27 protein-coding genes are annotated in these 25,062 nt (G+C 73.2%); 12 read left to right on the plus strand and 15 right to left on the minus strand.

Annotation, left to right across the window (positions count from 1 at the left end; genetic code table 11):
- Window positions 1-29 precede the first annotated feature (29 nt).
- Window positions 30-302 carry a hypothetical protein gene (locus LBW97_RS05245; protein WP_224498361.1) on the plus strand — a complete coding sequence of 91 codons (273 nt, stop codon included), beginning with the start codon at window positions 30-32 and terminating at the stop codon, window positions 300-302.
- Window positions 303-512: 210 nt separating this feature from the next.
- On the opposite strand, the gene LBW97_RS05250 is transcribed toward LBW97_RS05245, so the two are convergent.
- The gene (locus tag LBW97_RS05250; RefSeq protein WP_224498362.1) at window positions 513-1,709 is read right to left on the minus strand and encodes an acyl-CoA dehydrogenase family protein; all 1,197 of its coding nucleotides are present in this window, start codon (window positions 1,707-1,709) and stop codon (window positions 513-515) included.
- 115 nt (window positions 1,710-1,824) lie between these two features.
- Between LBW97_RS05250 and LBW97_RS05255 the strand changes: the two genes are divergently transcribed.
- Together LBW97_RS05255 and LBW97_RS05260 are read left to right on the plus strand one after the other, a co-directional pair.
- Window positions 1,825-2,979, plus strand: a complete 1,155-nt coding sequence (locus LBW97_RS05255) for an acyl-CoA dehydrogenase family protein (RefSeq protein WP_224498363.1) — start codon at window positions 1,825-1,827, stop codon at window positions 2,977-2,979.
- A gap of 8 nt (window positions 2,980-2,987) precedes the next feature.
- The gene (locus LBW97_RS05260; RefSeq protein WP_224498364.1) at window positions 2,988-3,683 is read left to right on the plus strand and encodes a dihydrofolate reductase family protein; all 696 of its coding nucleotides are present in this window, start codon (window positions 2,988-2,990) and stop codon (window positions 3,681-3,683) included.
- A 48-nt stretch (window positions 3,684-3,731) separates the two neighbouring features.
- Here LBW97_RS05260 and LBW97_RS05265 read toward each other — a convergent pair whose 3' ends face one another.
- The 4 genes from LBW97_RS05265 to LBW97_RS05280 form a co-directional block, all read right to left on the minus strand.
- Window positions 3,732-4,685, minus strand: coding sequence for a CoA ester lyase (locus LBW97_RS05265; protein ID WP_224498365.1), 954 nt, complete (start codon window positions 4,683-4,685; stop codon window positions 3,732-3,734).
- A 113-nt stretch (window positions 4,686-4,798) separates the two neighbouring features.
- The gene (locus LBW97_RS05270; protein WP_224498366.1) at window positions 4,799-5,299 is read right to left on the minus strand and encodes a hypothetical protein; all 501 of its coding nucleotides are present in this window, start codon (window positions 5,297-5,299) and stop codon (window positions 4,799-4,801) included.
- Window positions 5,300-5,405: 106 nt separating this feature from the next.
- Window positions 5,406-6,428, minus strand: a complete 1,023-nt coding sequence (locus LBW97_RS05275; protein WP_224498367.1) for a DMT family transporter — start codon at window positions 6,426-6,428, stop codon at window positions 5,406-5,408.
- Entirely contained in the window at window positions 6,332-7,201 is an 870-nt protein-coding gene (locus tag LBW97_RS05280; protein ID WP_224498368.1) for a PhzF family phenazine biosynthesis protein, read from the minus strand. Before LBW97_RS05280 ends, LBW97_RS05275 begins: the two co-directional genes overlap by 97 nt.
- A gap of 101 nt (window positions 7,202-7,302) precedes the next feature.
- Here LBW97_RS05280 and LBW97_RS05285 point away from each other — a divergent pair, with 101 nt between their 5' ends.
- On the plus strand, window positions 7,303-8,541 hold the full coding sequence (locus LBW97_RS05285) for a magnesium transporter MgtE N-terminal domain-containing protein (RefSeq protein WP_224498369.1): 1,239 nt from the start codon (window positions 7,303-7,305) through the stop codon (window positions 8,539-8,541).
- Entirely contained in the window at window positions 8,534-9,076 is a 543-nt protein-coding gene (locus LBW97_RS05290; RefSeq protein ID WP_224498370.1) for a DUF1003 domain-containing protein, read from the plus strand. Before LBW97_RS05285 ends, LBW97_RS05290 begins: the two co-directional genes overlap by 8 nt.
- Window positions 9,077-9,094: 18 nt before the next feature.
- Here the strand turns inward: LBW97_RS05290 and LBW97_RS05295 are convergent, their stop codons facing one another.
- The 4 genes from LBW97_RS05295 to LBW97_RS05310 all read right to left on the minus strand — a co-directional run bounded on the left by LBW97_RS05295 (window position 9,095) and on the right by LBW97_RS05310 (window position 11,746).
- On the minus strand, window positions 9,095-9,736 hold the full coding sequence (locus tag LBW97_RS05295; protein ID WP_224498371.1) for a DUF6518 family protein: 642 nt from the start codon (window positions 9,734-9,736) through the stop codon (window positions 9,095-9,097).
- Complete coding sequence (locus LBW97_RS05300) at window positions 9,720-10,031, minus strand: AzlD domain-containing protein (protein ID WP_224498372.1); 312 nt, start codon at window positions 10,029-10,031, stop codon at window positions 9,720-9,722. The genes LBW97_RS05295 and LBW97_RS05300 overlap by 17 nt, the downstream gene beginning before the upstream one ends.
- Window positions 10,028-10,717: an AzlC family ABC transporter permease gene (locus tag LBW97_RS05305; protein WP_224498373.1), complete on the minus strand. Its 690-nt coding sequence runs from the start codon at window positions 10,715-10,717 to the stop codon at window positions 10,028-10,030. Before LBW97_RS05305 ends, LBW97_RS05300 begins: the two co-directional genes overlap by 4 nt.
- 108 nt (window positions 10,718-10,825) lie before the next feature.
- Window positions 10,826-11,746 (minus strand): DUF2971 domain-containing protein, encoded by a 921-nt coding sequence (locus tag LBW97_RS05310; RefSeq protein WP_224498374.1) that lies wholly within the window; start codon window positions 11,744-11,746, stop codon window positions 10,826-10,828.
- Window positions 11,747-12,040: 294 nt separating this feature from the next.
- Here LBW97_RS05310 and LBW97_RS05315 point away from each other — a divergent pair, with 294 nt between their 5' ends.
- A complete protein-coding gene (locus LBW97_RS05315) occupies window positions 12,041-13,192 on the plus strand; it encodes an Mrp/NBP35 family ATP-binding protein (protein ID WP_224498375.1) in 1,152 nt (383 codons plus the stop codon).
- Between the two features lie 172 nt (window positions 13,193-13,364).
- Here the strand turns inward: LBW97_RS05315 and LBW97_RS05320 are convergent, their stop codons facing one another.
- From LBW97_RS05320 to sigE, 4 genes are all read right to left on the minus strand, one after another.
- Window positions 13,365-13,751: a twin-arginine translocase TatA/TatE family subunit gene (locus LBW97_RS05320; RefSeq protein WP_224498376.1), complete on the minus strand. Its 387-nt coding sequence runs from the start codon at window positions 13,749-13,751 to the stop codon at window positions 13,365-13,367.
- Between the two features lie 58 nt (window positions 13,752-13,809).
- Window positions 13,810-15,189, minus strand: coding sequence for a S1C family serine protease (locus tag LBW97_RS05325; RefSeq protein WP_224498377.1), 1,380 nt, complete (start codon window positions 15,187-15,189; stop codon window positions 13,810-13,812).
- A 161-nt stretch (window positions 15,190-15,350) separates the two neighbouring features.
- Complete coding sequence (locus LBW97_RS05330; RefSeq protein ID WP_224498378.1) at window positions 15,351-15,920, minus strand: anti-sigma factor; 570 nt, start codon at window positions 15,918-15,920, stop codon at window positions 15,351-15,353.
- Window positions 15,917-16,504 carry an RNA polymerase sigma factor SigE gene (gene sigE, locus LBW97_RS05335; protein WP_224498379.1) on the minus strand — a complete coding sequence of 196 codons (588 nt, stop codon included), beginning with the start codon at window positions 16,502-16,504 and terminating at the stop codon, window positions 15,917-15,919. Before sigE ends, LBW97_RS05330 begins: the two co-directional genes overlap by 4 nt.
- 199 nt (window positions 16,505-16,703) lie before the next feature.
- On the opposite strand from sigE, the gene LBW97_RS05340 reads away from it, so the two are divergent.
- Window positions 16,704-17,363, plus strand: a complete 660-nt coding sequence (locus tag LBW97_RS05340) for an O-methyltransferase (protein WP_224498380.1) — start codon at window positions 16,704-16,706, stop codon at window positions 17,361-17,363.
- 30 nt (window positions 17,364-17,393) lie between these two features.
- On the opposite strand, the gene LBW97_RS05345 is transcribed toward LBW97_RS05340, so the two are convergent.
- Both LBW97_RS05345 and glgC read right to left on the minus strand, forming a co-directional pair.
- Complete coding sequence (locus LBW97_RS05345) at window positions 17,394-17,996, minus strand: 2'-5' RNA ligase family protein (protein WP_224498381.1); 603 nt, start codon at window positions 17,994-17,996, stop codon at window positions 17,394-17,396.
- Between the two features lie 12 nt (window positions 17,997-18,008).
- Entirely contained in the window at window positions 18,009-19,229 is a 1,221-nt protein-coding gene (gene glgC, locus LBW97_RS05350; protein WP_224498382.1) for a glucose-1-phosphate adenylyltransferase, read from the minus strand.
- A gap of 279 nt (window positions 19,230-19,508) precedes the next feature.
- Between glgC and glgA the strand changes: the two genes are divergently transcribed.
- From glgA to LBW97_RS05375, 5 genes are all read left to right on the plus strand, one after another.
- Window positions 19,509-20,681 (plus strand): glycogen synthase, encoded by a 1,173-nt coding sequence (gene glgA / locus LBW97_RS05355; protein ID WP_224498383.1) that lies wholly within the window; start codon window positions 19,509-19,511, stop codon window positions 20,679-20,681.
- Between the two features lie 295 nt (window positions 20,682-20,976).
- Window positions 20,977-21,888 (plus strand): ABC transporter substrate-binding protein, encoded by a 912-nt coding sequence (locus tag LBW97_RS05360; RefSeq protein ID WP_224498384.1) that lies wholly within the window; start codon window positions 20,977-20,979, stop codon window positions 21,886-21,888.
- 10 nt (window positions 21,889-21,898) lie between these two features.
- Entirely contained in the window at window positions 21,899-22,999 is a 1,101-nt protein-coding gene (locus LBW97_RS05365; RefSeq protein WP_224498385.1) for an iron ABC transporter permease, read from the plus strand.
- Window positions 22,996-23,829 (plus strand): ABC transporter ATP-binding protein, encoded by an 834-nt coding sequence (locus LBW97_RS05370; protein ID WP_224498386.1) that lies wholly within the window; start codon window positions 22,996-22,998, stop codon window positions 23,827-23,829. Before LBW97_RS05365 ends, LBW97_RS05370 begins: the two co-directional genes overlap by 4 nt.
- A 93-nt stretch (window positions 23,830-23,922) precedes the next feature.
- Window positions 23,923-25,032: a hypothetical protein gene (locus LBW97_RS05375; RefSeq protein WP_224498387.1), complete on the plus strand. Its 1,110-nt coding sequence runs from the start codon at window positions 23,923-23,925 to the stop codon at window positions 25,030-25,032.
- The last annotated feature ends 30 nt before the right edge of the window (window positions 25,033-25,062 follow it).

Raw genomic sequence — 25,062 nt, forward strand, 5'->3', positions numbered from 1 at the left:
CCTGCCCACACCCGTGGGCAGGGGCAGAGGTGTTCGCAGGAGTGGTCGCCGAAGGCATGGACGCGCCCGGCCGGCCGGAGGAGGCTCCGGCCAGTGGACGACGCCGTCGCCTCCTCCCGGAGGAGCGCCACGTGCGCATCGCCCTGCTCACCTGCGGCACCCGCGGGGACGCCCAGCCGCTGGCCGTCCTCGCGCTGGAGCTCGAGCGCCGCGGACGCTGCACAGCTTCCCGGTCCGCCGGACGTCGGCCTACCCGCAGCGCTCGTGACGCCGCGGCCTCCCGGGCCCGCTCAACCGGCTGACCCACCGGCTGTTCGAGCAGGTGTGGTGGCGGGGCGTGCGCGAGGAGGTCGCCGAGACGCGCAGCGAGCTCGGCCGGCCGGCGGACCGACGCCCGTCGTCGGCTGGGAAAGCGCGCAGAGGCCCGGAACCTGACGGTTCCGGGCCTCTGTCGTCGGCCGCGTCCAGAGGCCCACCCTGAGCTTGCGAAGGGTGGGGAGGACGGGGTCCTCCTACTTGAGCTTGTAGGTCTTGAGGAGACCGCGGCTGATGATCGTCTTCTGGATCTCGCTGGTGCCCTCGCCGATGAGCAGGAACGGCGCCTCACGCATGAGGCGCTCGATCTCGTACTCCTTGGAGTAGCCGTAGCCGCCGTGGATGCGGAAGGACTGCGTGGTCACCTCGGCGCAGTACTCGCTGGCCAGGGTCTTGGCCATGCCCGACTCGACGTCGCTGCGCTTGCCGGCGTCCTTGAGGCGGGCGGCGTTGACCATCATCAGGTGCGCGGCCTCGACCTTGATCGCCATCTCGGCGAGCTGGAAGGCGATGGCCTGGTGCTGGGCGATCGGCTTGCCAAAGGTCTCCCGCTGCTGGGCGTAGGAGATGGCGAGCTCGAAGGCGCGGATCGAGATGCCGCAGGCGCGAGCGGCGACGTTGACCCGGCCGACCTCGACGCCGTCCATCATGTGCGCGAACCCCTTGCCGGGAACGCCACCCAGGATGTCGGTGGCCTTGGCCTCGTAGCCGTCGAACACCAGCTCGGTGGTGTCGACGCCCTTGTAGCCCATCTTCGCGAGCTTGCCGGGGATGGTGATCCCGGGCTTGACCTCGCCGAAGCCGGCCGGCTTCTCGACCAGGAAGGTCGTGAGGTTCTCGTGCGCCTTCTCCGCGCCCTCGTCGGTGCGCACCAGCGCGGCGACCAGGGTGGAGCTGCCGCCGTTGGTCAGCCACATCTTCTGGCCGTTGATCGTGTAGTTCCCGTCGGCGTTCTTCGTCGCCTTGGTGCGGATGGCGGCGACGTCGGAGCCGAGGCCCGGCTCGGACATCGAGAAGGCGCCACGCACCTCGCCGGTCGCCATGCGCGGGAGGTAGTAGTCCTTCTGCTCCTGCGTGCCGTGCTGGCGCAGCAGGTAGGCCACGATGAAGTGCGTGTTGATGACGCCGGAGACGCTCATCCAGCCGCGGGCGATCTCCTCGACCACCAGGGCGTAGGTCAGCAGCGACTCACCGAGGCCGCCGTACTCCTCGGGGATCATCAGCCCGAAGATGCCGAGCTCCTTGAGCCCGTCGACGATCTCCTGCGGATAGATGTCGCCGTGCTCGAGCTCCTGCGCGTGCGGGATGATCTCGCGGTCGACGAAGCTCCTGACCGTCGACAGGATCTCCTGCTGGATGTCGGTCAGATCAGCGGTCTGCGCCAGGCGCGTCATCGGTCTCCTCCGGGACTCCGGTGTCCGTTGTTACCGGGGAGTATGAGCCACCGCCGCCCGTCCCCCGGCGTGTGCCTGCTCACGCCCCCGTGACGGGTGAGGGAAGGAGAGCGCAGTGAGCACGCTCAGCACGGAGGAGCAGGCGATCGTCGCCGCGGTCCGCCAGTTCGTCGACCGAGACGTGCGCCCCGTCGTCCGGGAGCTCGAGCACGCCGACACCTACCCCGAAGCGCTCATCGAGCGGATGAAGGAACTCGGGATCTTCGGCCTGGCCGTGCCCGGGCCGTGGGGCGAGGCCCCGGTCTCCATGCCCTGCTACGCCCTCGTCACCGCCGAGCTCGCCCGCGGCTGGATGTCGCTGGCCGGCGCGATGGGCGGGCACACCGTCGTCGCCAAGCTGCTCGTCGCGTTCGGGACCCGCGAGCAGCAGGACCGCTGGCTGCCCCGGATGGCCACCGGCGAGGTGCGCGCGACCATGGCGCTCACCGAGCCCGGCGGCGGCTCGGACCTGCAGTCGATGACGACGACCGCCCGGCGCGACGGCGACGGATACGTCGTGGACGGCGCCAAGACCTGGATCACCAACTCCCGCCGGTCGGGCCTGATCGCGCTGCTGTGCAAGACCGACCCGGACGCGGAGCCCCGGCATGCCGGGATGTCGATCCTGCTGGTCGAGCACGGGCCCGGGCTCGCCGTCTCCCGCGACCTGCCCAAGCTCGGCTACAAGGGCGTGGAGAGCTGCGAGCTCTCCTTCGACGGCTACCGCGCGCCGGCCGACGCCCTGCTCGGCGGCGTCGAGGGGTCCGGCTTCGCGCAGATGATGACGGGCCTGGAGACCGGCCGGATCCAGGTCGCAGCCCGGGCCCTCGGCGTCGGGCAGGCGGCGTTCGACGACTCGTTGCGCTACGCCCAGGAGCGGGAGAGCTTCGGCAAGCCGATCTGGCAGCACCAGTCCATCGGCAACTACCTGGCCGACATGGCGACGTCGCTCACCGCCGCCCGGCAGCTGGTGCTGCACGCCGCCGAGCGGGCCGAGTCCGGGCAGCGGTGCGACCTGGAGGCGGGTATGGCCAAGCTGTTCGCCTCGGAGACCGCCATGCAGGTGACGCTGAACGCGGTGCGCATCCACGGCGGCTACGGCTACTCGACCGAGTTCGACGTCGAGCGCTACTTCCGCGACGCGCCGCTGATGATCGTCGGGGAGGGCACCAACGAGATCCAGCGCAACGTCATCGCCGCACAGCTGGTGGCCCGCGGCGGCCTGGGCTGAGGGCGCCGATGAGTTCCGAGGGCGCCCGCGGTCTGATCACCACCGACGACGGAAGAGGCGCGATGACCCAGCTGCTCAAGGTCCAGAACTTCGGTGTCTCCAGCGACGGGTTCGGTGCCGGGGAGGGCCAGAGCCTGGAGCGTCCGTTCGGCACCGCGAACCCCATGGACCTGCACGCCTGGGCCATGGCCACCGCGAGCTGGCCCAACCGCACCGAGCCCGGTGGGAGCTGCGGACTGGACGACTACCTGATCCGCGACTTCGCGCGGAACATCGGCGCGGAGATCATGGGCCGCAACAAGTTCAGCCCGCACCGCGGCCCGCACGACCCCGACTGGCAGGGCTGGTGGGGCGACGAGCCGCCGTTCCACACCCCGGTGTTCGTGCTGACCCACCACCCGCGGCCGTCGTTCACGCTGTCGGACACCACGTTCCACTTCGTCGACGGCGAGCCGGCGACGGTCCTCGCGCAGGCGAAGGAGGCCGCGCAGGGGAAGGACGTCCGGCTCGGCGGTGGCGCCACGACGATCCGGGAGTTCCTGGACGCCGACCTCGTCGACACCCTGCACGTGGCCGTCGCGCCGATCGAGATCGGCTCCGGGTCGCGGCTGTGGGAGTCCCCCGACGAGTTGCGCGACCGCTTCCACTGCGACGTCGTCCCCAGCTCCAGCGGTGTCGTCCACCACCTGTTCTGGCGGAAGTAGCCCGCGAACGACCCGACACTCGACGCGACGGCTCTCAGCGAGCCGGGATCACTCCTCCGGCGGCGTGAAGGACGACGTCCGGGACATGCCCGCGGCGCGACCCTTGCCGGCGATGACCAGGGCCATCTTGCGGCTGGCCTCGTCGATCATCTCGTCGCCCAGCATCGCCGAGCCCTTCTTGCCACCGGCCTCCGACGTCGCCCAGTCGTAGGCGTCGAGGATCAGCTCGGCGTGGTCGTAGTCCTCCTGCGACGGCGCGTAGATCTCGTTGGCGGCGTCGATCTGGCCCGGGTGCAGGACCCACTTGCCGTCGAAGCCGAGCATCGCGGAGCGCTTGGCGACCTCCTCGAAGGCGGGCACGTCGCGCACCTGGAGGAAGGGGCCGTCGATCGCCTGGACGCCGCGGGCGCGGGCGGCCATGAGGATCTGCATGAGGATGTAGTGGAACGGGTCGCCCGGGTAGTCCGGGTGCAGCGCGCCCACGACCAGCGACTTCATGTTGATGCTGGCCATGAAGTCGGCCGGGCCGAAGATGATCGTCTCGATGCGGTCGCTGGCGAACGCGATGTCGTTGACGTTGATCAGGCCCTGCGCGGTCTCGATCTGCGCCTCGATGCCGATCTTGCCGACCTCGAAGCCGTTGGCCTTCTCGATCTGGGTCAGCAGCATGTCCAGCGCCTTGACCTGCGCGGCGTCCTGGACCTTCGGCAGCATGATCGCGTCGAGGTTCGCGCCGGCGCCGCCGACCACCTCGAGCACGTCCTGGAAGGTCCACTCCGTCGTCCAGTCGTTGACGCGGACGGTGCGGATCTTCTCGCCCCAGCCGCCCTCGTTCAGCGCGGCGACGATGTTCTTGCGGGCGCCGGGCTTGGCCAGCGGCGCGCACGCGTCCTCGAGGTCGAGGAAGACCTGGTCGGCCGGGAGGCCCTTGGCCTTCTCCAGGAACCGGGGGTTGCTGCCGGGGACGGCAAGGTTGGAACGACGGGATCGGAGCTCGGCCACGGTGCCTCCGCTGGGGTGGTGGGGTGGGTGGAACGGCGGGATCGGGAAAGTCGGTTACCGGAGAGTAGCGACGCGGTGATCACGCCGCCGCCCCGGCGATACCCCGGCCCGCCCTACGGGTGAGGCACTGTGGCGGAGGACACGCCGTCAGGTCCCGCCCTCCAGGGGTTGGGGCCGCCACCGGCTGCGACGGCGGGCCGGTCGGCCGGCGCGCTCTCCCGGACGGGCAGCAGCAACGGGAGCGCCAGCAGGAAGGTGGAGCTGAGCGCGATGACCTGCGCGACTGCGTCCACGGCGCCCAGCCCCGCCAGGTGGTGCAGGTGGTAGCCGAGGTGGGGCACCGAGTAGACGATCCAGGCGATCGCGACCACGAGGCCGGGCCGGCGCTCCCGGTACCGGGATGCCGCCGCCGACGCCAGGGCGAGACCCAGGTTGAACGTCCCGACGTCCCGGACCAGGTGCTCGTTGTACGGGCCGTCGGCGGCGACCCAGGAGCTGAACGGCCCGGGGAACGAGTCGTAGAACGAGAGTGGGGAGAGGGTGGCCCAGAGCCCCACGTACAGCCCCAGGAGGACCAGGAGCCAGAGCAGGATCCGGCGTGCAGTCGGCGTCATGCCCAGAGGACGACGGCGCCGCCCGGGATGTGACACCCCGCCTCACGGCCCCGTCGCAGGGTCCCGCCGCGAGCGTGCGAGTGGTGGGGGGCGACGGGGTCCTTTGTCAGGTGCCCTGTTCGACCAGCGTCGTCGGCCGGCTGGCCCGGACCACGAGCGCCACCCCGGCGACGGCGAGCAGCACGCCCGGCAGGGCCAGCAGCGGGGGCACCTGACCCAGCAGGACGAGGGCGAACAGCAGCGCGCCGGGCACCTCGAGCAGGACGGCCAGGCTCACCACCGTGGGGCCGACCGAGGAGAGCACCAGGTTCAGCAGCGTGTGCCCGAACAGCTGCGCCGAGACGGTGATGCCGGCGATCAGCCACCAGTCGCGGGCCTCGAAGCCGGCCAGCGGCACGTCGACCACCAGCGCGGCGACGGCGATGACCACCGCGCACACCGAGTAGCAGACCACCGCGTACGCCGATGTCGCCAGCCGCTGACGGGCCCGGGCGCCGGCCAGCACGTAGCCGCCGGCGCAGATCGCCCCGAGCAGCGCCAGCCCGTCGCCGATCAGCGCCTCGGTGCTCACCGTGACGTCCACGCCGACGATCAGCACGACGCCGGCGAACGCCAGCAGCAGCCCCCACCAGACAGCCGCCGGGAGCTGCACGCCGGAGATTCGCGCGGCCAGCGCCGTCCAGATCGGCGTGGTGGTGACCAGCGCGACCGACGCCGCCACCGTCGTCATCGACAAGCTCGGGAGCCACGAGGCGAAGTGCGCGGCGAGGAACAGCCCGGCCACCACCGAGCTGGTCAGGTCGCGCGGGCGCAGGCCGGTGAGCGTCGACCGCTCGCGGGTCAGCAGCACCGGCAGCAGCGCGGCGGCACCGGCGGCGTTGCGCCAGAAGGCCAGCGCCAGCATCGGCGCGGTGACCATCGCGGTCAGCGGCGCGGAGAGCGAGACGCCGATGACGGCCAGGGACAGCAGGCCGACGTCCCGGGTGCCGGGGCGGTGCAGGTCCCAGGCCGAGGCCGGGGCAGGGGCGGCGTTCAGCTCGGCACCCGGATGCGCCCACCGGCCACCGGGACGACGGCGCCGCGCACGGTGGCCCCGACCGCGACGCCACCGGCGGCGGTGACCGTGCACTCCAGCAGCGACGGGCGGCCCATCTGCTCGCCCTGTCGGATCGTGTACGACGACGTGCCGTCGCCGGGCAGCAGCCCGCTCTCCACCAACCACACCCCGGCGCCGAGCGCGGCCGACCCGGTGGCCGGGTCCTCCCACGCGTCGGCCTGCGCGAAGACCCGGGCGTACGCCGTGGACGTCGTGGCGTCCCAGGACAGCACAGACACGCCCTCCCCCACCCCGAGCCCGGCCAGCGCGGCCTTGTCGGGCACCGCACGGTCGACGGCGTCGGGCGCGACGGAGAGGTAGGAGAACGGCAGGCCGCACCCGGCGAGCGCGACCGGCACACCTGTGGCGTCGCTCTCGGCCAGCCCCATCGCGCGGGCCAGCTCCGCCGCCGCCGGACCGTCGGCCAGCGTCGGCCGCCCGCCGGTGAGCGTCGCGCCGTCGCCGTCCACCACGACGTCGAGCACGCCGGCACCGCACTCCTGGCGCAGCGTCCCGGCGGCCAGCCGGCCGGTGCGCACCAGCGTGTGGGCGGCGCCGACGCTGGGGTGCCCGGCGAACGGCAGCTCCTCGGAGACCGTGAAGATCCGCACCCGGTAGTCGGCGCCCGGCTCGGTCGGGGCGCCGAGGAACGACGTCTCCGACAGGTGGAACTCGTTCGCCAGCGCCTGGCACTGCTCCGTCGTCAGGTCGTCGGCGTCGAAGACGACGGCCAGCGGATTGCCGGCGAACGCCCGCGGGGCGAACACGTCCACGATCTCGTAGTCCAGCGTTTCCGGGGCGGCCACGGCTGCGACGGTAACCTCACCCCTCGGTGCCTCGCGTGCGAGGTCATCGGAGGACACCGCACCCCGATCGAGGGGCCGACGAGCGCCGGCGAGGAGGGTCCGTGAGCACCGTGACCAGGGCCTACGTGTCCCGACTGGCGGGTCTGACCGTCTTCGACCCGAACGGCGACCGCGTGGGCAAGGTGCGCGACATCGTCGTCGCCCTGCGCGTGGGCACCGCGGCGCCCCGCGTCCTCGGCGTCGTGGTCGAGGTCGTCGCCCGCCGGCGGATCTTCGTGCCGATGGGCCGGGTCACCGCGATCGACCCGGGTGCCGTGATGCTCGCCTCGGGCACCCTCAACCTCAAGCGGTTCGAGCAGCGGGCGGGCGAGACCCTGGTGCTCGGCGAGCTGCTCGACCGGCAGGTGACCATCAACGAGTCCGGGCGCCCGGCGCACGTCGTCGACGCCGGGATGGAGCAGGCCCGCACCGGCGACTGGGTGCTCTCCCGCCTCGCCGTGCAGGAGCCCGGCCGCATCGGCCGCCGCGGCCAGCTGCACCAGGTCTCCTGGGACGAGGTCACCGGGCTCGCACTCCCCCAGACCGGCCAGGGCGCCGAGACGCTGATCGCCACCTATCGCGAGCTCAACGCCGCCGACATGGCGCACGCCCTGCAGGAACTGCCGATCAAGCGCCGGCACGAGGTCGCCGAGGCCATGGACGACGAGCGACTGGCCGACGTCCTGGGCGAGCTCCCCGAGGCCGAGCAGATCATCATCCTCGGCACCCTGGAGGACAGCCGCGCCGCCGACGTCCTCGAGGAGATGGACCCCGACGACGCCGCCGACCTGCTGTCGGAGCTGCCGAACGTGGACCGCAACCGGCTCCTGGAGCTCATGGAGCCCGACGAGGCCGAGTCGGTGCGCCAGCTGCTCAAGTACTCCGAGGACACCGCCGGAGGTCTCATGACCAGCGAGCCGGTGATCCTCGCGCCCGACGCGACCATCGCCGAGGCGCTGGCCCGGGTGCGCCAGGAGGAGCTCACGCCGTCGCTGGCCAGCCAGGTCTACGTCTGCCGGCCGCCCTCGGCCACGCCCACCGGCCGCTACCTCGGCCTGGCGCACATCCAGCGCCTGCTGCGCGAGCCTCCCTCGACGTTGGTCAGTGGCGTGCTGGACGACCTGGAGCCGCTGAAGCCGGAGGCACCGCTGGCCGAGGTGACCCACTACTTCGCGACCTACAACCTGGTCGCGGCGCCGGTGGTCGACGCCCAGGGCCGGCTCGTGGGCGCGGTCAGCGTCGACGACGTCCTGGACCACCTGCTGCCCGACGACTGGCGGGAGCGGTCGCGCCGTGGCTGACGCCCCCCGCCTCGACGTCCCCCGCGGCGGCAACCGCCGGTTCAGCTCCCTGCGGCTCAACCCCGACGCCGTCGGCCAGTTCGCCGAGGGCATCGCGCGGTTCCTGGGCACGGGCCGCTTCCTGTTCGTGCAGACGCTGATCGTGCTGATCTGGATCGGGCTGAACGTCTTCGCGGTGAAGCTCCGCTGGGACCCCTACCCCTTCATCCTGCTGAACCTGGCCTTCTCCACCCAGGCCGCGTACGCCGCGCCGCTGATCCTGCTCGCGCAGAACCGGCAGGCCGACCGCGACCGGGTGCAGGCCGAGGAGGACCGGGCCCGCGCCGCGCAGACCCGGGCCGACACCGAGTACGTGGCCCGCGAGCTGGCCGCCCTGCGCGTGGCCATCGGCGAGCTGGCGACCCGGGACTTCATCCGGGGCGAGCTGAACCGGAAGGCCAACGACGAGGGCGACGACGGCGAGAAGCGCGAGAAGAAGCGCAAGAAGCGGGAGCGCGAGGACGCCGACCTCCGGGCCGCCACCCCCTGGGCCTAGCAGCCGCTCCGGCGCGGGTCAGCTGATCAGGCCGCCGAACGCGTCGAACAGCCGCAGGGCCAGCCAGGTCATGGGCGCGAGCAGCACGAGCGCCCAGATCCTGGTCGGCAGGTCGCGCGGCAGGACGAGGACCAGCACGAGGGCGACGACGGCGTCCACGACGCCCTGCACCGGGTGGATCAGCACCTCCCCCCGCGCGGCGGTCCCGGTGACCCGCCGCCAGAGCGGGAGGAACTGACCCCCGGCCAGCACGATGCCGGCCGCGAGCGACCAGCCGGCGGCGGGGAGCGGGCCGGACCGGCGGGCGGCCCACCGGACGCCGGCGGCGGTCGCGGCCACGGTCGTGGCGGACAGCAGGAGCCATACCGGGAGGAGCCGGTTCCAGCCGAAGTGCAGCACCCACGCCGCGTAGCAGTAGTAGGCCAGGGTCATGGACGCGAAGAACACCGCGGCGCGCACGGCGGCGGCGACCACCGTCGGCGCGCACCGGCCGATCAGCGCGACGGCCAGCACCCATGCCGCCGGGAACGTGCCGAGGTCGGCGGCCCACCGCCACCCCGACTCGTCGGCGGCCTTCGCCGCGACCCCGGCCAGGACGCCCGCGAGCAGGAACCCCGGCAGCAGGCGGGTCGCGCCCCGCCGGTCAGCCGGTGAGGACATGGACCACGGCGCCGGTCGCCCCGGCGACGACCAGGACGACGATGAAGGGCGCCCGCAGCGCCAGGGCCAGCGCGGCGACGGCGAGGCCGGCCAGCCGCCCGTCCACCACGAGCTCCTGGCCGCTGGTTCCCGCCTGGACCGCGACCAGGGCGGCCAGCAGCGCGGCGGGCACGAAGTCGACGACCCGCGCGACCCAGGGCTGCTCCACCCATGCGGCGGGCACGGACAACCCGGCCAGCTTGAGCGCGTAGCAGCCCAGCGAGGCGACGACGACGGCGATCCAGACGGCGCTCACGCCGGCACCTCCCGGCGCGGCCGGCCGGCCAGCGCGACCGCCACCGCCGCCGCGATCACCTGCACGCCCGCGGGCACGAACGGCGTCAGCGCCAGCGCCACGACCGCTCCCCCGACCGCCACCCGCCGCTGCACGACGTGCTCGGCGAAGCCACGGCGCAGCCGGGGCCACAGCAGGGCCAGGAAGGCGGCCGGCACGACGGAGTCCAGCGCCGCCTCCGCGGTTCCCCCGAGCCCGGAGGCGCCGAGCACCCCGACCAGGGTCATCAGGTTCCAGCCCAGGTAGATGCTGGCGCCGGTGACCCAGAAGGCCAGCCGCCCGGTCTCCCGGTCGGGTGCGGCCACGGCCATGGCCGTCGTCTCGTCGATCACCCAGTGCGCCGCCGCCGCGCGGCGCAGCGCCCCGCGGGGCGCCAGCAGGGGCGCCATCCGCACGCCGTAGACGGTGTTCCGGGTGCCGAGCAGCAGGGCGCTGCCCACGGCCGCCCCGGGGCTGCCGCCGGCGCCCAGGACGCCGACCAGCGCGAACTGCGAGGCGCCGGTGAACATCAGCGCGGAGAGGACCACCGCCTGCCAGGGGTCCAGACCCGCGGCATCGGCCGAGGCGCCGAACGCCACGCCGTAGAGACCGACCGCGAGCCCCAGGCCGACGGAGTCCCGGATGGTGCGGGAACGGTCGACGGGCACGACGCCGACCCTAGGACGCCGCCCTGCGCGGCAGATCACCCTCCGGCGGGCGGCGGGCCGCGCGGCCCGCCTGCCGCACCCAGCCATCGCAGCACTTTCACGAGCGAGTCAAGGCCGAAAGGGGACGTCCGACGAACGGACGACGATATCTCTCGAATAGCCAAGCTTCTCCAACAGTAATTGCACCGCGCTGAGTCGTAGCCGAGCGTGTGGGCCTGGCCCAACGATGACCTCCGACACTGGCACGAGCCCCGATTCGTCCCGAAGATCGACCAGGGCGTACGGAGTTAACCCAAGGGAACCCTCGCGAAAGTGAATCTCCGGGGAGCGCCTGAAGCCCATATGCGTCGAGCGAAGGATTCTCCACTCCCTCTCTTCCGCAAAGGACGGATCCTTAAGGACGGCGCACAGTCGCTCAAGGTGCCAATAGTGCTCGATATCAAACTTGTAGAGACGCTCGGCTAAGTCGTCGTCGTCAATCTCGCGCCGTCCCTGCCCTTCGACGTCTATAACTGACGAGAACTTCTCGATGAAGCCCTGGCTAGCCATATCCGCCCATGCGTCGGCGAACCCCTTAGCATCTTGAGGGTCGTACCAGACGCGTTGGTACACCGGTCGCTCAAAGTTCGGAGCGTCCGCTAGCGAGTATCGGTTGGTGCGAACTCCCAGCGAGTAGCCGCCCGGCGTCCCGTAGCCACGCCATTGGCTCAGCAAATCACCCCGCTCGCAAAAACACGCGACGAAGTGTCTCGTTCCCGGCGTGTTGCCCAGTACATCCAGGATCGCCCGGGCAAGCCGCGATTCGGACCGGCCCAATACATGCGTGCGAAGCAGCGGGAGGAGTAAGTCGAGGCCGTAACGAAGCTCGCGCTCGTCGTTAAGGAAGTCGAGATCGGTGGCCCAGATATGCCCCGTCTCCAGAATCCCGCGTAGCCCAGCCGAGGACGTGTAATGGAACAAAGTCTCGGGTGGGCGAAGGGTGTCCTCCAGATCGATTCGCGAATCCGTCTGAGGTACATCACCCGCCATCCCGACACTCTAGCGGCGTTGCCGGGCTGCGCCGGCACTGTGCATAGGGTCCGGCAACAACGGCCCAGTGAACCCAGCGTGCCGGCCAGCCCCGATCCAACGGGGCATGGGTTGGACGCCCGGGTCATGGGTTGGACAACCACAACCCTGCGGGGAAGCCGCCCTGCGCGGCAGATCACCCTCCGGCGGGCGGCGGGCCGCGCGGCCCGCCGTACAGTGGCAGGCGACCTCAGTGCGCTGGTCGCCGTGCGCGGCTCCGGCCCGGGTCCCCCCGCCGAAGGAGACAGACACCGCATGTCCGACACGCTGACCGGTTCTCCGGCGCTCGACGCCATCACCGCCGCCCTGGCCACCGTCCAGGACCCGGAGATCAACCGCCCGCTCACCGAGCTCGGCATGGTCAAGGACGTCCAGATCGGCCAGGACGGCGCCGTGCGCGTCGAGGTCTACCTGACCGTCGCCGGTTGCCCGATGCGCGAGACGATCACCAACCGCGTCACCGCGGCCGTGGGCGCCGTCCCCGGTGTGACCGGGGTGTCGGTGGTCCTGGACGTCATGAACGACGAGCAGCGGGCCGAGCTGCGCAAGACCGTCCGCGGCAGTGACACCCCCGAACCGGTCATCCCGTTCGCCCAGCCGGGCTCGCTGACCCGCGTCTACGCCGTCGCCTCCGGCAAGGGCGGCGTCGGCAAGTCCTCGGTCACGGTGAACCTGGCCGCGGCCCTGGCCAAGCGCGGGCTGTCGGTCGGCGTCGTGGACGCCGACATCTACGGCCACTCGGTGCCGCGGATGCTCGGTACCGAGGAGAAGCCGACCCAGGTCGACAGCATGATCATGCCGCCGCAGGCCTACGGGGTGAAGCTGATCTCGATCGGCATGTTCACCCCGGGCAACACCCCGGTCGTGTGGCGCGGGCCGATGCTGCACCGCGCGCTGCAGCAGTTCCTGGCCGACGTCTGGTGGGGCGACCTGGACGTCCTGCTGCTCGACCTGCCCCCGGGCACCGGTGACGTCGCCATCTCCATCGCGCAGCTGCTGCCGAACGCCGAGATCCTCGTCGTGACCACGCCGCAGCTCGCCGCCGCCGAGGTGGCCGAGCGGGCCGGCGCGATCGCGACGCAGACCCACCAGCAGGTGGTCGGCGTCATCGAGAACATGAGCTGGCTGGAGCTGCCCGACGGCTCGCGCATGGAGGTCTTCGGCTCCGGCGGTGGCGAGGCCGTGTCCGAGGCGCTGACCAAGACCCTCGGCGCCCGGGTGCCGCTGCTCGGCCAGATCCCGCTGGACACGCGTCTGCGCGAGGCCGGCGACGCCGGTGCGCCGATCGTGCTGGCCGACCCGGAGACGCCGGCCGCCAAGGCGCTGGAGAAGATCGCCGACGGGCTCGCCGTCCGCCAGCGCGGCCTGCAGGGCATGTCGCTGGGGCTCACTCCCGTCCGGAAGTAACCCCCGATAACACTGTCGTCCTCCGGACGACGACCGCGACCACGACCGGTCCCCGACCTGCGCTGAGCCGTTTCCCGCGCCTCGTCGGGGACCCTCCGGGCCCCGCTCCTCTGCCCGCCTCGCAGGGCGGCTCCACGTATCTCCTCGGGGAGCCTCCGGCCCCCCCTCGTCGCTACGTCGCGTCGACGTCGAACGGTGGCGGGGTGCTGCGGTCGCGCGGCCGGGCCGCCTCCGCCGCGGCGACCGTCCCGGCGACGGCGGACAGCCCCGCCGAGCCCGTGGCGCTGCCGCGGTGGACGGTGGGGCCGTCGTCGTTGAGCAGCTGGTCGCGGATGAACGTGCGCGGGTGGTACTTGCGCAGATCGAGGTCGCGCAGCTCGGAGAAGTCGTCGCCCATCGAGTCGTGCATCTGCTCGCGGACGCCGGTGATCGCGGCCCGCACCTTCTTGAGCCCGGCGGCGGCGTCCTTGGCCAGGTGCGGCAGCCTGTCGGGCCCGAAGATGAACAGCGCGGCGAGGCCGAGCACGATGATCTCGCCCCAGCCGATCGAGTCGAACACGCGCGCTCCCTCCTCCGTGGGCTCCCAGCGTAGGTGGCGGCGGTGAACGCCCGGCGAACTAGGCGGGGTCGAGCGTCGCCTGGACCGTCTGCGAGCCACCGCCGCGGACGAACTCGACGGTGACCTCCTCGCCCGGCGCGTAGGCGTCGACCGCGACCACCAGCTCCTCGGAGCTCCCGACCGGGGTGTCGGCGACGGCGATGATGATGTCCTCCTCCCGGATGCCGGCGCGGGCCGCGGCGCTGCCGGGCTCCACGTTGAGCACCAGCGCGCCGTCCCGGGTGCCGTCGGTGACCGAGCGCGCGTTGACGCCCAGGGCCGCGTGCACCGCCGCGCCGGTCGAGATCAGCTGCTCGGAGATCCGCTTGACGGTGTCGATCGGGATGGCGAAGCCCAGGCCGATGGAGCCACCGGCACCGGTCGAGGCGATCGCGGTGTTGATGCCGACGAGCGCACCGGAGGCGTCGACGAGCGCGCCGCCGGAGTTGCCCGGGTTGATCGGCGCATCGGTCTGGACGGCGCTGATCACCGCGTTGGTGTCGGTGCCCTCACCGGAGAGCCGCACGGGGCGGTCGAGCGCGCTGACGATGCCGCTGGTGACCGTGCCGGCCAGGCCGAGGGGCGAGCCGATGGCGACGACCGGGTCGCCGACGACGACGTCCTCGGACCGGCCGAGCGACGCGGTGACCAGGCCCGGCTTCTCCACCTTGATGACGGCGATGTCGCTGGCCGGGTCGCGGCCCACGATGCGCGCGGCCGACCCGCTGCCGTCGGAGAAGACGGCGCGGATCTCGGCGCCCTCGACGTCGTCGGCGCCGGAGATCACGTGGTTGTTGGTGACGATGTAGCCGTTCTCGCCGTCGATGACCACGCCGGAGCCGGTGGCACCTGCCTGCCCGACCCGCACCTCGATGGAGACGACGGCGGGGATGACGGCGTCGGCGATGTCGGACACCGAGCCCGGCTCCCGGGTGATCCCCGGATCGACCTGCGACAGCGTGGTGCCCGGCGCGTAGAGCGGGCTCTCGTCGGCGGTGCGGGTCAGGTACCAGCCCACGCCGCCGGCGACGATCCCGACGAGCAGCAGCGCGAGGACGGCGAGCGTCGTGAGCCGCACGGAGAGGTCGCGCAGGCGCACCTTGCGGCGTCCCTTGGCGTCGACGACGACCGGACCGGGCTGCTCGTCCTCGTCGTAGACGGCGGGCGCACCCAGGCCGGCGGGAGACGCGGGATCCCGCCACGGATCGCTGCGGGCGTCGGCCTTCCACCACGGGCCAGAGGAGGTCCGGCGGCGACCCGGTCGGCCCGACGGCGGCTCCTGCAGGCCGGCCGCACCGGGAGCGGGCGGGCCGAAGGCGCGCAGCAGCGCCTCGGGCGGGGGCGGCGGAACGGGGCGGGACGGGAGCGGGGGGCGGCTCCCGGCGAAGCTGCCGTCCACCTCGTTCGGCCGGCCGAACGCCGAGGCCTGCGCGGGGCTGGGAGCGGGCGCGGAGACCGGGCGGGGCTCGAGCCGGCGTGCCGCCGTCTCGTCGAACGGACCGGACTGACCGGACGGCCGGACGAAGGCGTCGCCGTCCGGTCGCTGCTGCCCGGGAGTGCTCAGGGGGTGCCGCCCAGCGGAGCGCCGGGAGCGGTGCCGACGGTGACCGTGCGCACGGCGGGCGGGGCGACCTCGGAGTGCTGCACGGGGCGCACGCTGTCGGCAGCCGGGCCGACGGGGCCGCGGGGACCGTCGCCAGGGAGGTTGAGGACCAGCGCGGTGACTCCGACGCCGAGGCCGACCACGGTCCCGGCCACGCCACGGCGCAGCCAGCGCGCGCTGAGGTGCCCGCGACGTGGGGCGGGCTCGGTCAGGTCGAGCGACCAGGACCCGCTGCCGCCGGTCATCGTCAGCTCCCCCGGACCCGCGCTCATCGCGCCGGGCCCGGAGCCGGGCATCTCCGCGGTGAACGGGATGGCGCAGAGGCGGGACATCAGGTCACCGGGGACCGCGACGTCGGCGGAGCCGTGCAGGGCCTCCTTGGCCTCGCGCTGCGCCTCGACGGCCATCCGGCACTGCATGCACCCGGCGAGGTGGCGGGCCGCCCGGCCCGCGGGACCGGCGGTCAGCTCGCCGTCGACGAGGGCGGTGATGGCCTCCTGGGCGAGGTGGCTCTCCGGGATGTTCACGCCCCGACCTCCCCGGCGACGGGCCGGCGCGGCGCGAGGTGCGCCAGCGCCGAGCGCAGCTGGACGCGACCCCGGTGGATGCGGCTGCGGACGGTGCCGAGCTTGATCCCCAGCGTCGCGGCGATCTCCTCGTAGGTGAGCCCCTCGATGTCGCAGAGCACCACCGCCACGCGGAACTCCGGCGCCAGCGCGTCCAGCGCCGCCTGGACCTGCGGGTCGAGGTGGGTGTCGGCGTAGACCTGCTCAGGGCTGGGCGCCCGGCCGGGCAGCCGCTCGGTGTCCTCGGGCAGTGCGTCGAACCGGATGCGCTGGCGACGGCGCACCATGTCGAGGAACAGGTTCGTGGTGATGCGGTGCAGCCAGCCCTCGAAGGTGCCCGGCGAGTAGCTGGCCAGCGAGCGGAACACCCGGACGAAGGTCTCCTGGGTGAGGTCCTCGGCGTCCTGCGCGTTCCCCGACAGGCGGTAGGCCAGCCGGTAGACGCGGGCGGAGTGGTCGCGCACGACCTGCTCCCACGTGGGCGCCACCCAGACGTCCGGGTCGGCGCCGTGGGATGCCAGCTGGTCTGGCGTGGCCTCGGACACGTCACCAGGATCGCAGATCGGAGGTGTTCCGACCTCCCCGGCAGGGGGGATGTCGGCAGGGATCGCTCGCTTCGCGCGCACGTACAGGACAACGGACGGTCGACACAGCCGTGTTCCCGGGTACCGGGACTCCCAGGAGACGCACAGGGAACGCCGCCGCACGGGTGACCGATCCCGCGGCCACTACCCTCGGCCGGTGATGAGCGCCGAGGGAACGCCGCCCGGGAGCGGCACCGATCCGAGCGCTGCCTACGCCGACCGCTTCGCCGCGGAGAGCCCGGAGATGACCGCCGCCCGGCACCGGGCGCACTTCCTCTCCGGTCCCCCGCCGGTCGAGCCGGCGGTCGGGGCCACCCTCGCCGTCCTGGCCACCACCGCGGGCGCCCGGTCGGTCGTCTCCATCGGCAGCGGCGGAGGCCTCGCCGCGCTCTGGTTGCTGCGCGGCATGCGGCCCGACGGCGTCCTCACCGCGCTGGACGGCGACCCGGAGCAACTCGGCGCCGCCCGCAAGGCGCTCGCCGAGGCCAAGGTCCCGGCCAGCCGTGCCCGGCTCATCTTCGGCACCCCGGCCGAGGTCATCCCCCGACTCTCGCCCGGCGCCTACGACCTGGTCTGCTGCGCCGGCCCGCCGCGCGACTACAGCGAGCACCTGGCCGCCCTGCTCGGGCTGGTGCGCGTGGGCGGTTCGCTCACCGCCCACGGACTGCTCGCCGACGGGCGGGTCGCGGACCGCACGGCACGGGATCCGCACTCGGTGGCCTACCGGGAGATCGCCCGCACCGTCCGGGACGACGAGACGCTGCTGTCCGCCGTCCTGCCGATCGGCTCCGGCCTGCTGATCGCCACGAAGCGCGCCTGACCGCTGGCCCCGCGCCCGGGGCGGACGACGTCACCGGAACGGGTGCTCGCCCACCGGCGCCCAGGGTCCGCCCAGGTAGCGCCACAGCCCCAGCCCCCGGGCGCGCACCGTCCAGGGCGCGAAGCCGGCGAGCAGCCGGTCGTGCAGGTCCCGGGCGACCGCGGGGTCGACCTTGTTCTGCACGGTGACGTGCGGGGCGTGCCGTTGCCGGTCCTGCGGCGTCAGCCAGGGCTCCCACGCCGTGGCGAGCCTGCGGCGCACGGCCGCCAGCTCCGCCGACTCGAGTGTGTAGGCCACCCCGCGTCCGAGGAACCGCAGCCCGGTGACGGCGACGTCGAAGGCGTCGCGGTCCGCGACCGCGGCGAGGTCGGCACGGACGGCGTCGACCTGCTCCCCCGGCAGCGCGTGGAACAGCGTCACGTGCGCGGCGAGCCGAAACACCCCTGTCCCCCCACCCCTCGCACGCTCGGGGCGGGCCCCTGACAGGGGCCGTAACGGGAAGTGCTCGGCGCGCAGCCGGTCGAACCTCGCCTGGGCGTCGTCCTCCAGCAGCAGCGTGACGATCAGAGGTGACGTGCTGGAACGGCCGTCGTGCAGGGGCCCGGTCCGAGCGGAGCGAGGGGCGGGGGGCACGAGGGTCCTTCGTCAGGCGTAGGCGCGGGCGCCCTTGCCGAGGACCGTCACGCCGCCCTCGCTGACGTGGTACCGCTGCCGGTCGAGCTCCGGGTCCAGTCCGATGCGCGCACCGGCGGGGACGACGACGTTCTTGTCCAGGATCGCCCGGCGCACGTGCGCGCCCTCGCCGATGTAGACGCCGTCCATGATCACGCTGTCCTCGACGCGCGCACCGCGCTCCACGCGGACCCCGGGCGAGATGACCGAGTTGTGCACCGAGCCGCCGCCGATGATCGCGCCGGCGCTGACCATCGACTCCTCGGCCCGGCCGCCGAGCACGAACTTCGCCGGGGGCAGCTGCGGCGGAAGGGTGAAGATCGGCCAGCGGTCGTTGTAGAGGTTGAACACCGGGGTGACCGACACCAGGTCCATGTGCGCGTCGTAGTAGGAGTCGATGGTCCCCACGTCGCGCCAGTAGCCGTGGTCGCGCTCGCTCGTGCCCGGCACGATGTTCGTGGAGAAGTCGTAGACCCACGCCTCACCGGCCGCGGCCAGCATCGGCATGATCGAGCCACCCATGTCGTGCTCGGAGGACTCGTCCTCGGCGTCGGTCCGCAGCGCCTCGAGCAGGGCGTCGGTGGTGAAGACGTAGTTGCCCATGGAGGCGAAGCTCTCCTCGGGCGAGTCCGGGAGGCCGGGCGGGTCGGCCGGCTTCTCCAGGAAGCCGCGCACGCGGCCCTCGGCGTCGGCGTCGATCACGCCGAACCCGGTGGCCTCGCGGCGCGGCACCCGCAGCCCGGCGATGGTGACGCCGGCACCGGTGCGCAGGTGCTGGTCGATCATCTGCGCCGGGTCCATCCGGTACACGTGGTCGGCGCCGAAGACGACGACGATCTCGGGGCGCTCGTCGTAGATCAGGTTCAGGCTCTGGAAGATCGCGTCGGCGCTGCCGGTGTACCAGCGCGGGCCGAGCCGCTGCTGGGCCGGGACCGGGGTGATGTAGTTCCCCAGCAGCTGCGACATCCGCCAGGTGGTGGTGATGTGCCGGTCCAGGCTGTGGCTCTTGTACTGCGTCAGGACGGCGATCTGCCGGATGTCGGCGTTCACCAGGTTGGACAGCACGAAGTCGATGAGCCGGTAGTTGCCGCCGAACGGCACCGCGGGCTTCGCCCGGTCGGCCGTCAACGGCGACAGCCGCTTGCCCTCGCCACCGGCGAGGACGATGCCGAGAACCCGAGGACCGCCACGCATGCCGGAAAGGTAGCCGCTGCCGGGCCGGACCACGCATCGAACCCGCTCCCGACCACCCTTAAGGGCAGGTGCAGCCCCTCTCTCGGGCCCGGCCGCCACCCAGGAGGGGTCCAGCCGGTCCGCCGTCCGTTCGACCGTGGCACGACGCGGCTGGACGGCAGAAGGCCCGGCCCGACTGTCGCTGCCGCCGGCCACGTGAGCGGATGGCACGGCCACCCTTCAGGGTGCCCACCGGGCCCGCGAGCGGCGGGGGACGAGGGGGTCCTTTTAGATGAGGGCGTGCGCATCGGAATCGTCACGCGGGAGTGGCCACCGGCCGTCTACGGCGGCGCGGGTGTGCACGTCGAACACCTGGTCGCCGCGCTGCGCTCGTTGCCGGCAGGCCCGGAGCTCGACGTGCACTGCTTCGGCGACCCGCGGGGCGACGCCACCGGACACCCGGTGCCCGAGGCGCTGCGCGAGGCCAACGGCGCACTCCAGGCCTGGGGCACCGACGTGGAGATCGCCGCCGCGCTCTCCGGCGCCGACCTCGTGCACAGCCACACCTGGTACGCCAACGGCGCCGGGATGCTCGCCTCGATCGTGCACGGCGTCCCGCACGTCATCACCGCGCACTCGCTCGAGCCGCGCCGTCCGTGGAAGGCCGAGCAGCTCGGCGGCGGCTACCGGCTCTCCTCGTGGACCGAGCGGACCGCCTACCTCGCCGCCGACGCCGTCATCGCGGTGAGCGAGGGCATGCGCGCCGACGTCCTCGCCGTCTATCCCGAGCTCGACCCCGAGCGGGTGCACGTCGTCTACAACGGCGTCGACCCGGAGGCGTACCGCCCGGTGCACGCACCCGAGGTCGTCCGCGGCCTGGGCGTCGACCCCGACCGTCCCTACGCCCTGTTCGTCGGGCGGATCACCCGGCAGAAGGGGCTGGTCCACCTGCTGGCCGCCGCCGAGCAGCTGCCCGCCGACGTCGGCCTGGTCCTGTGCGCCGGCGCCGCGGACACCCCCGCAGAGCGCCAGCAGGTCGCCGAGGCGGTCGCCGACCTGCAGGCCCGCCGCGAGGGAGTGGTCTGGATCGAGGCGATGCTGCCGCGCGAGCAGCTGGTGCCGCTGATCACCGGCGCGACGGTCTTCGTCTGCCCCTCGGTCTACGAGCCGCTCGGCATCGTGAACCTGGAGGCGGCGGCCTGCGGCACCGCCGTCGTCGCCAGCGCCGTCGGGGGCATCCCGGAGGTCGTGGACGACGGCCGGACCGGGCTCCTCGTGCCCTACGACGGGGCGGACCCGGCCGGGTTCGCCGCAGGCCTGGCCGCCCGGACGAGCGAGCTGCTGGCCGATCCGCAGCGGGCCACGGCGATGGGCGCCGCCGGCCGCGAGCGGGTGCTGTCGGAGTTCGGCTGGGCGGCCATCGCCCAGCGCACGACGGAGGTCTACTCCGCGGTGCTCGGGGCCGCGTCCTGACCGGCCGCTGGTAGATTCGCCCCGCCGGCCTCCGGGCCGGTGCCGTAGCGGCAGCGAAGTCCGGTGCAATCCCGGCGCTGTCCCGCAACTGTGAAGGCCCCCGATCCCCCGGGATCCCCGGCCCAGCCAGATCGCCTGCCCTGCGGCATGTCACCGACCCTCGCGGTAAGGGTCGCGCATCCTGCCGCCGGCAGACCATGGGCGACACCGCCGCCTCCACTGGAGGCTCTTCTTGCCCCGTTTCCTCTCCCGGCCGCGGACGACGGCCCGGGAACCGCGCCGGGCAAGCCCCGCCGTGCTGCCGGCCCTCCTGCTCGCTCTGCTCCTGGCCGTCACCGCCTGCGGAGGCGGCGACTCCGGCAGCGGCAGCGCCGCCGAGAGCTCGGACTCCGCGGCCTTCCCGGTCACCGTGACCGGCTCCAACGGCGAGGTCACCCTCGAGGAGCAGCCGGAGTCGATCGTCTCGCTGTCGCCCTCGGCGACCGAGATGCTCTTCGCCATCGGCGCCGGCGACCAGGTGAAGGCCGTCGACGACTACTCGAACTTCCCGGAGGACGCCCCGGTCACCGACCTCTCGGGCTTCACCCCGAACGCCGAGGCGATCGCCGGGTACGAGCCGGACCTGGTGGTCCTGAGCAACGACCAGAACGGCATCGTCGACGCGCTCGACGCCCTGGCCGTGCCCACCCTGCTGCTCGAGGCAGCCGTGGGCGTCGACGACACCTACGCCCAGATCGAGACCCTGGGCGAGGCGACCGGCCATCCCGAAGAGGCCGGCGAGGTGGTGGCCGAGGTGCAGGAGCGGATCACCGAGGCGGTGGAATCGGTGCCCGACGACGTGGAAGGCATGACCGTCTACCACGAGCTCGGTCCGGAGCTGTACTCCGCGGACAGCAGCACGTTCGTCGGCAGCATCTACGCGATGTTCGGCCTGGAGAACATCGCCGACGGTCCCGGTGAGGCGGCCGGCGGCTACCCGCAGCTCTCCCCCGAGTACGTCGTCAGCGAGGCGCCGGACCTGATCGTGCTGGCCGACACCAAGTGCTGCGAGCAGTCGGCGGCGACCGTCGCGCAGCGGCCCGCCTTCGCCACGGTGCCCGCCGTGACCGAGCGCCGCGTGCTTGAGGCCGACGACGACATCGCCTCCCGCTGGGGTCCGCGGATCGCGGACTTCGCCGAAGCCGTCGCCGAGTCCCTCCAGGGCTGACGGACCGGCGATGACGGCGACGGCGGGCAGCGGCACCCGCTCCCAGCCCGGGACCCCCGCGCCGGCGACCCCTCGCGGGCGCCGGCGACCGGGCCTGGTCCTCGCGGGCAGCGGGGTAGCCCTCGTGCTCGCCATGCTGGCCGGGGTGTGGATCGGCGCACTGCCGCTCGCTCCCGGCGCCGTCGTCGCCACCCTGCTCGACCGCCTGCTGGGGCCGCTGGGCATCGACGTGCCCGGCGGCCTCAGCGGCACGCAGGAGGCGGTGCTGCTGCAGCTGCGGCTGCCCCGCGTCCTGCTGGCCGCGCTCGTCGGCGCCGGCCTCGCCATCGCGGGTGCCGCGTACCAGGGCGTCTTCCGCAATCCGCTGGCCGACCCCTACCTGCTGGGCGCCGCCGCGGGTGCCGGGCTGGGCGCCACCCTGGTGATCGCCTACTCCCCCGTGCAGTCCCTCGGGCCGGTCGGCATCGTGCCGCTGGCAGCCTTCGCCGGTGCCCTGCTGGGCGTGGGGTGCGCACTGGCCCTCGGCGCGGTCACCGGCGGCTCGCACGGTCCCACCTTGCTGCTGGCCGGCATCGCCGTCGCCGCGTTCCTCTCCGCGGGCCAGACCCTGGTCCAGCAGAAGAACACCGACGACCTGCGCGAGATCTACGGCTGGCTGCTCGGGCAGCTCGGCAAGGCCCAGTGGTCCGACGTCCTGGTCGTGCTCCCGTACCTCGGCGCCTCCTGCCTGGTCCTGCTGCTCTGCGGCCGCGCGCTCGACGTGCTCGCCGTGGGCGACGACGAGGCCTCGTCGCTGGGTGTCCACCCAGGTCGGCTCCGCCTGCTGGTGATCGTGGCCGCGTCACTGGCCACCGCGTCCGCGGTCGCGGTCAGCGGTCTCATCGGCTTCGTCGGCCTGGTGGTGCCGCACATCGCCCGCCGCTTCGTCGGCGGCTCGAACGCCCGGCTGCTGCCGGTGTCGCTGCTCATCGGCGGCGCGTTCCTCGTCCTGACCGACGTCGTCGCCCGTGTGGTGATCGCGCCCGCCGAGCTGCCGATCGGCGTGGTCACCGCCTTCATCGGGGCGCCGTTCTTCGCGGGCCTGCTGTGGATCGGAGCGCGGCAGCGGTGAGCGCGCCTCCGCCCGGGACCGGCGCGCGGGTCGAGGTCGTCGGCCTGTCGACCGGCTACGGCCGCCGGCAGGTTCTCGACTCGATCCGGCTGACCGTCGACCCGGGCGGCTGGCTGGCGGTCATCGGCCCCAACGGCTCGGGCAAGTCGACGCTGCTGCGCTCGATGCTCGGGTTCCACCGGCACCAGGGCCAGGTGCGCGTCGACGGCGTCCCGACGACCGGCATGCCACGCCGGGAACGCGCCCGCGCACTGGCCTACGCCCCGCAGATCCCGGTCCTCCCCGAGGGCGTGACGACCGGCGACTACGTCACCCTCGGCCGGACCCCGCACCGGCCGCTGCTGGCCGCGCCGCGCGGTGTGGACCGGCGGGTGGTCGCGGACGTCATGGAGCGCCTCGGCCTGACCCCGATGGCCGACCGGTTGCTGTCGACCCTCTCCGGCGGTGAGCAGCAGCGGGCCGTGCTGGCCCGGGCGCTGGCCCAGCAGCCCCGGGTGCTGCTGCTCGACGAACCCACGGCGTCCCTGGACCTCGGGCACGCGCAACAGGTGCTCGACCTCGTCGACCGGCTCCGCCGCCAGGACGGGCTGACCGTCGTCAGCACGCTGCACGACCTGACCCTGGCCGGCCAGTACGCCGACCGCCTGGCACTGCTGTCGCACGGGCGGGTGGTGGCCGAGGGCAGCCCCGGCGAGGTGCTCACCGCCACCGCACTGGCCGACCACTACGGCGCCCGGGCACAGGTGGTCACCGGCCCCGACGGACCGGCCGTGCTGCCCGTGCGGGACGGCGCGCGACTCCCGTCTGGGGGCGCTCACCCGACCGCGTGAGCTTCGGCTCTCCTGGTCCTCCTGACCGGCCGAGCCGGCCGACGCCTGGAATGCTCGGCTGTCGTGACTCCGCCGATCCCCCAGGACGTCCCCGTGGACGTGGACGAGAGGAACCCGGTGGCCCAGGCTGTTCCGCCCGTGGTCGTGGTCGGGCTGGTGGCGGCCCCCGGTGCACCCGCCGAACTGGCCAAGGGCCTCGCCGGCGAGCTCGCCGCGGAGCTCGCCGCCCGGCACCCCGAGGTCACCTGGCAGGTGCCCACCGTCGAGGACGGGCTGGTCCAGCCCCCTGCCGACGACGCCGAGCTGGTCGCCGCCACCCGCGAACGACTGCTCGCCGCCGACTGGGACCTGGCCGTGTGCCTGACCGACGTGCCGCTGGAGGTCGACCGCCGTCCGGTGACCGGTCACGCCAGCCCCCTGCACGGCGTCGCGGTGCTCTCCCTGCCGGCACTCGGTGCGGTCGGCCGCCGGAAGCGGGCACTCGGGACGGCGGTGGGTCTCGTCCAGGCCCTGGTGAGCGACGGCGGCGACGACCCCGACGACCCCGGGGACCGGGCGGAGCTGGGGCAGCGTCTGCGACAGCTGGCCACCGACCCGGCCGACTCCACCGAGGGCGTGCGGTTCACCGCCCGGGTCGTCACGGGCAATCTGCGGCTGCTCAGCGGCATGGTGCGGGCCAACCGCCCCTGGCGGCTGGCCGCGCGGCTCTCGCGGGCACTGACGGCGGCCATCGCCGCCGGCGTCTTCGCGCTGGTGACCCCGGACATCTGGATGCTCGCCGACGCGTTCGGCTGGGTGCGGCTGCTGGTCGTCGCGATCGGCTCGGTCGTCGCCATCACCGTCACGCTGATCGTGGGCGCCGACATGTGGGAGCGCCCTCGCTCGCGCCGGGTGCGCAAGCAGGTGGTGCTGTTCAACATCGCGACGGCAGCGACGGTGACCATCGGAGTCCTGTCGCTGTACCTGGCGCTGTTCGTGCTCGCCCTGCTCGGCGGGCTCTTCCTGGTGGTCGAGCCGCTGTTCAGCGAGGGCCTGGGGCACGCGGCGCGGTTCTCCGACTACCTGGAGCTGGCCTGGCTCACCTGTTCGCTGGCCACCGTCGGCGGCGCGCTGGGCGCCGGGCTGGAGGAGGACGACACGGTGCGCGAAGCCGCCTACAGCTACCGGCCGGAGCGCTCGGACCCTGAGCGGTCGGAGTCCTGAGGGGGGACCGGTGCCCCACCGGACGGCGGG

Origin of the sequence: Blastococcus sp. LR1, assembly GCF_020166105.1 — a bacterium.
Classification (GTDB): Bacteria; Actinomycetota; Actinomycetes; order Mycobacteriales; family Geodermatophilaceae; genus Blastococcus.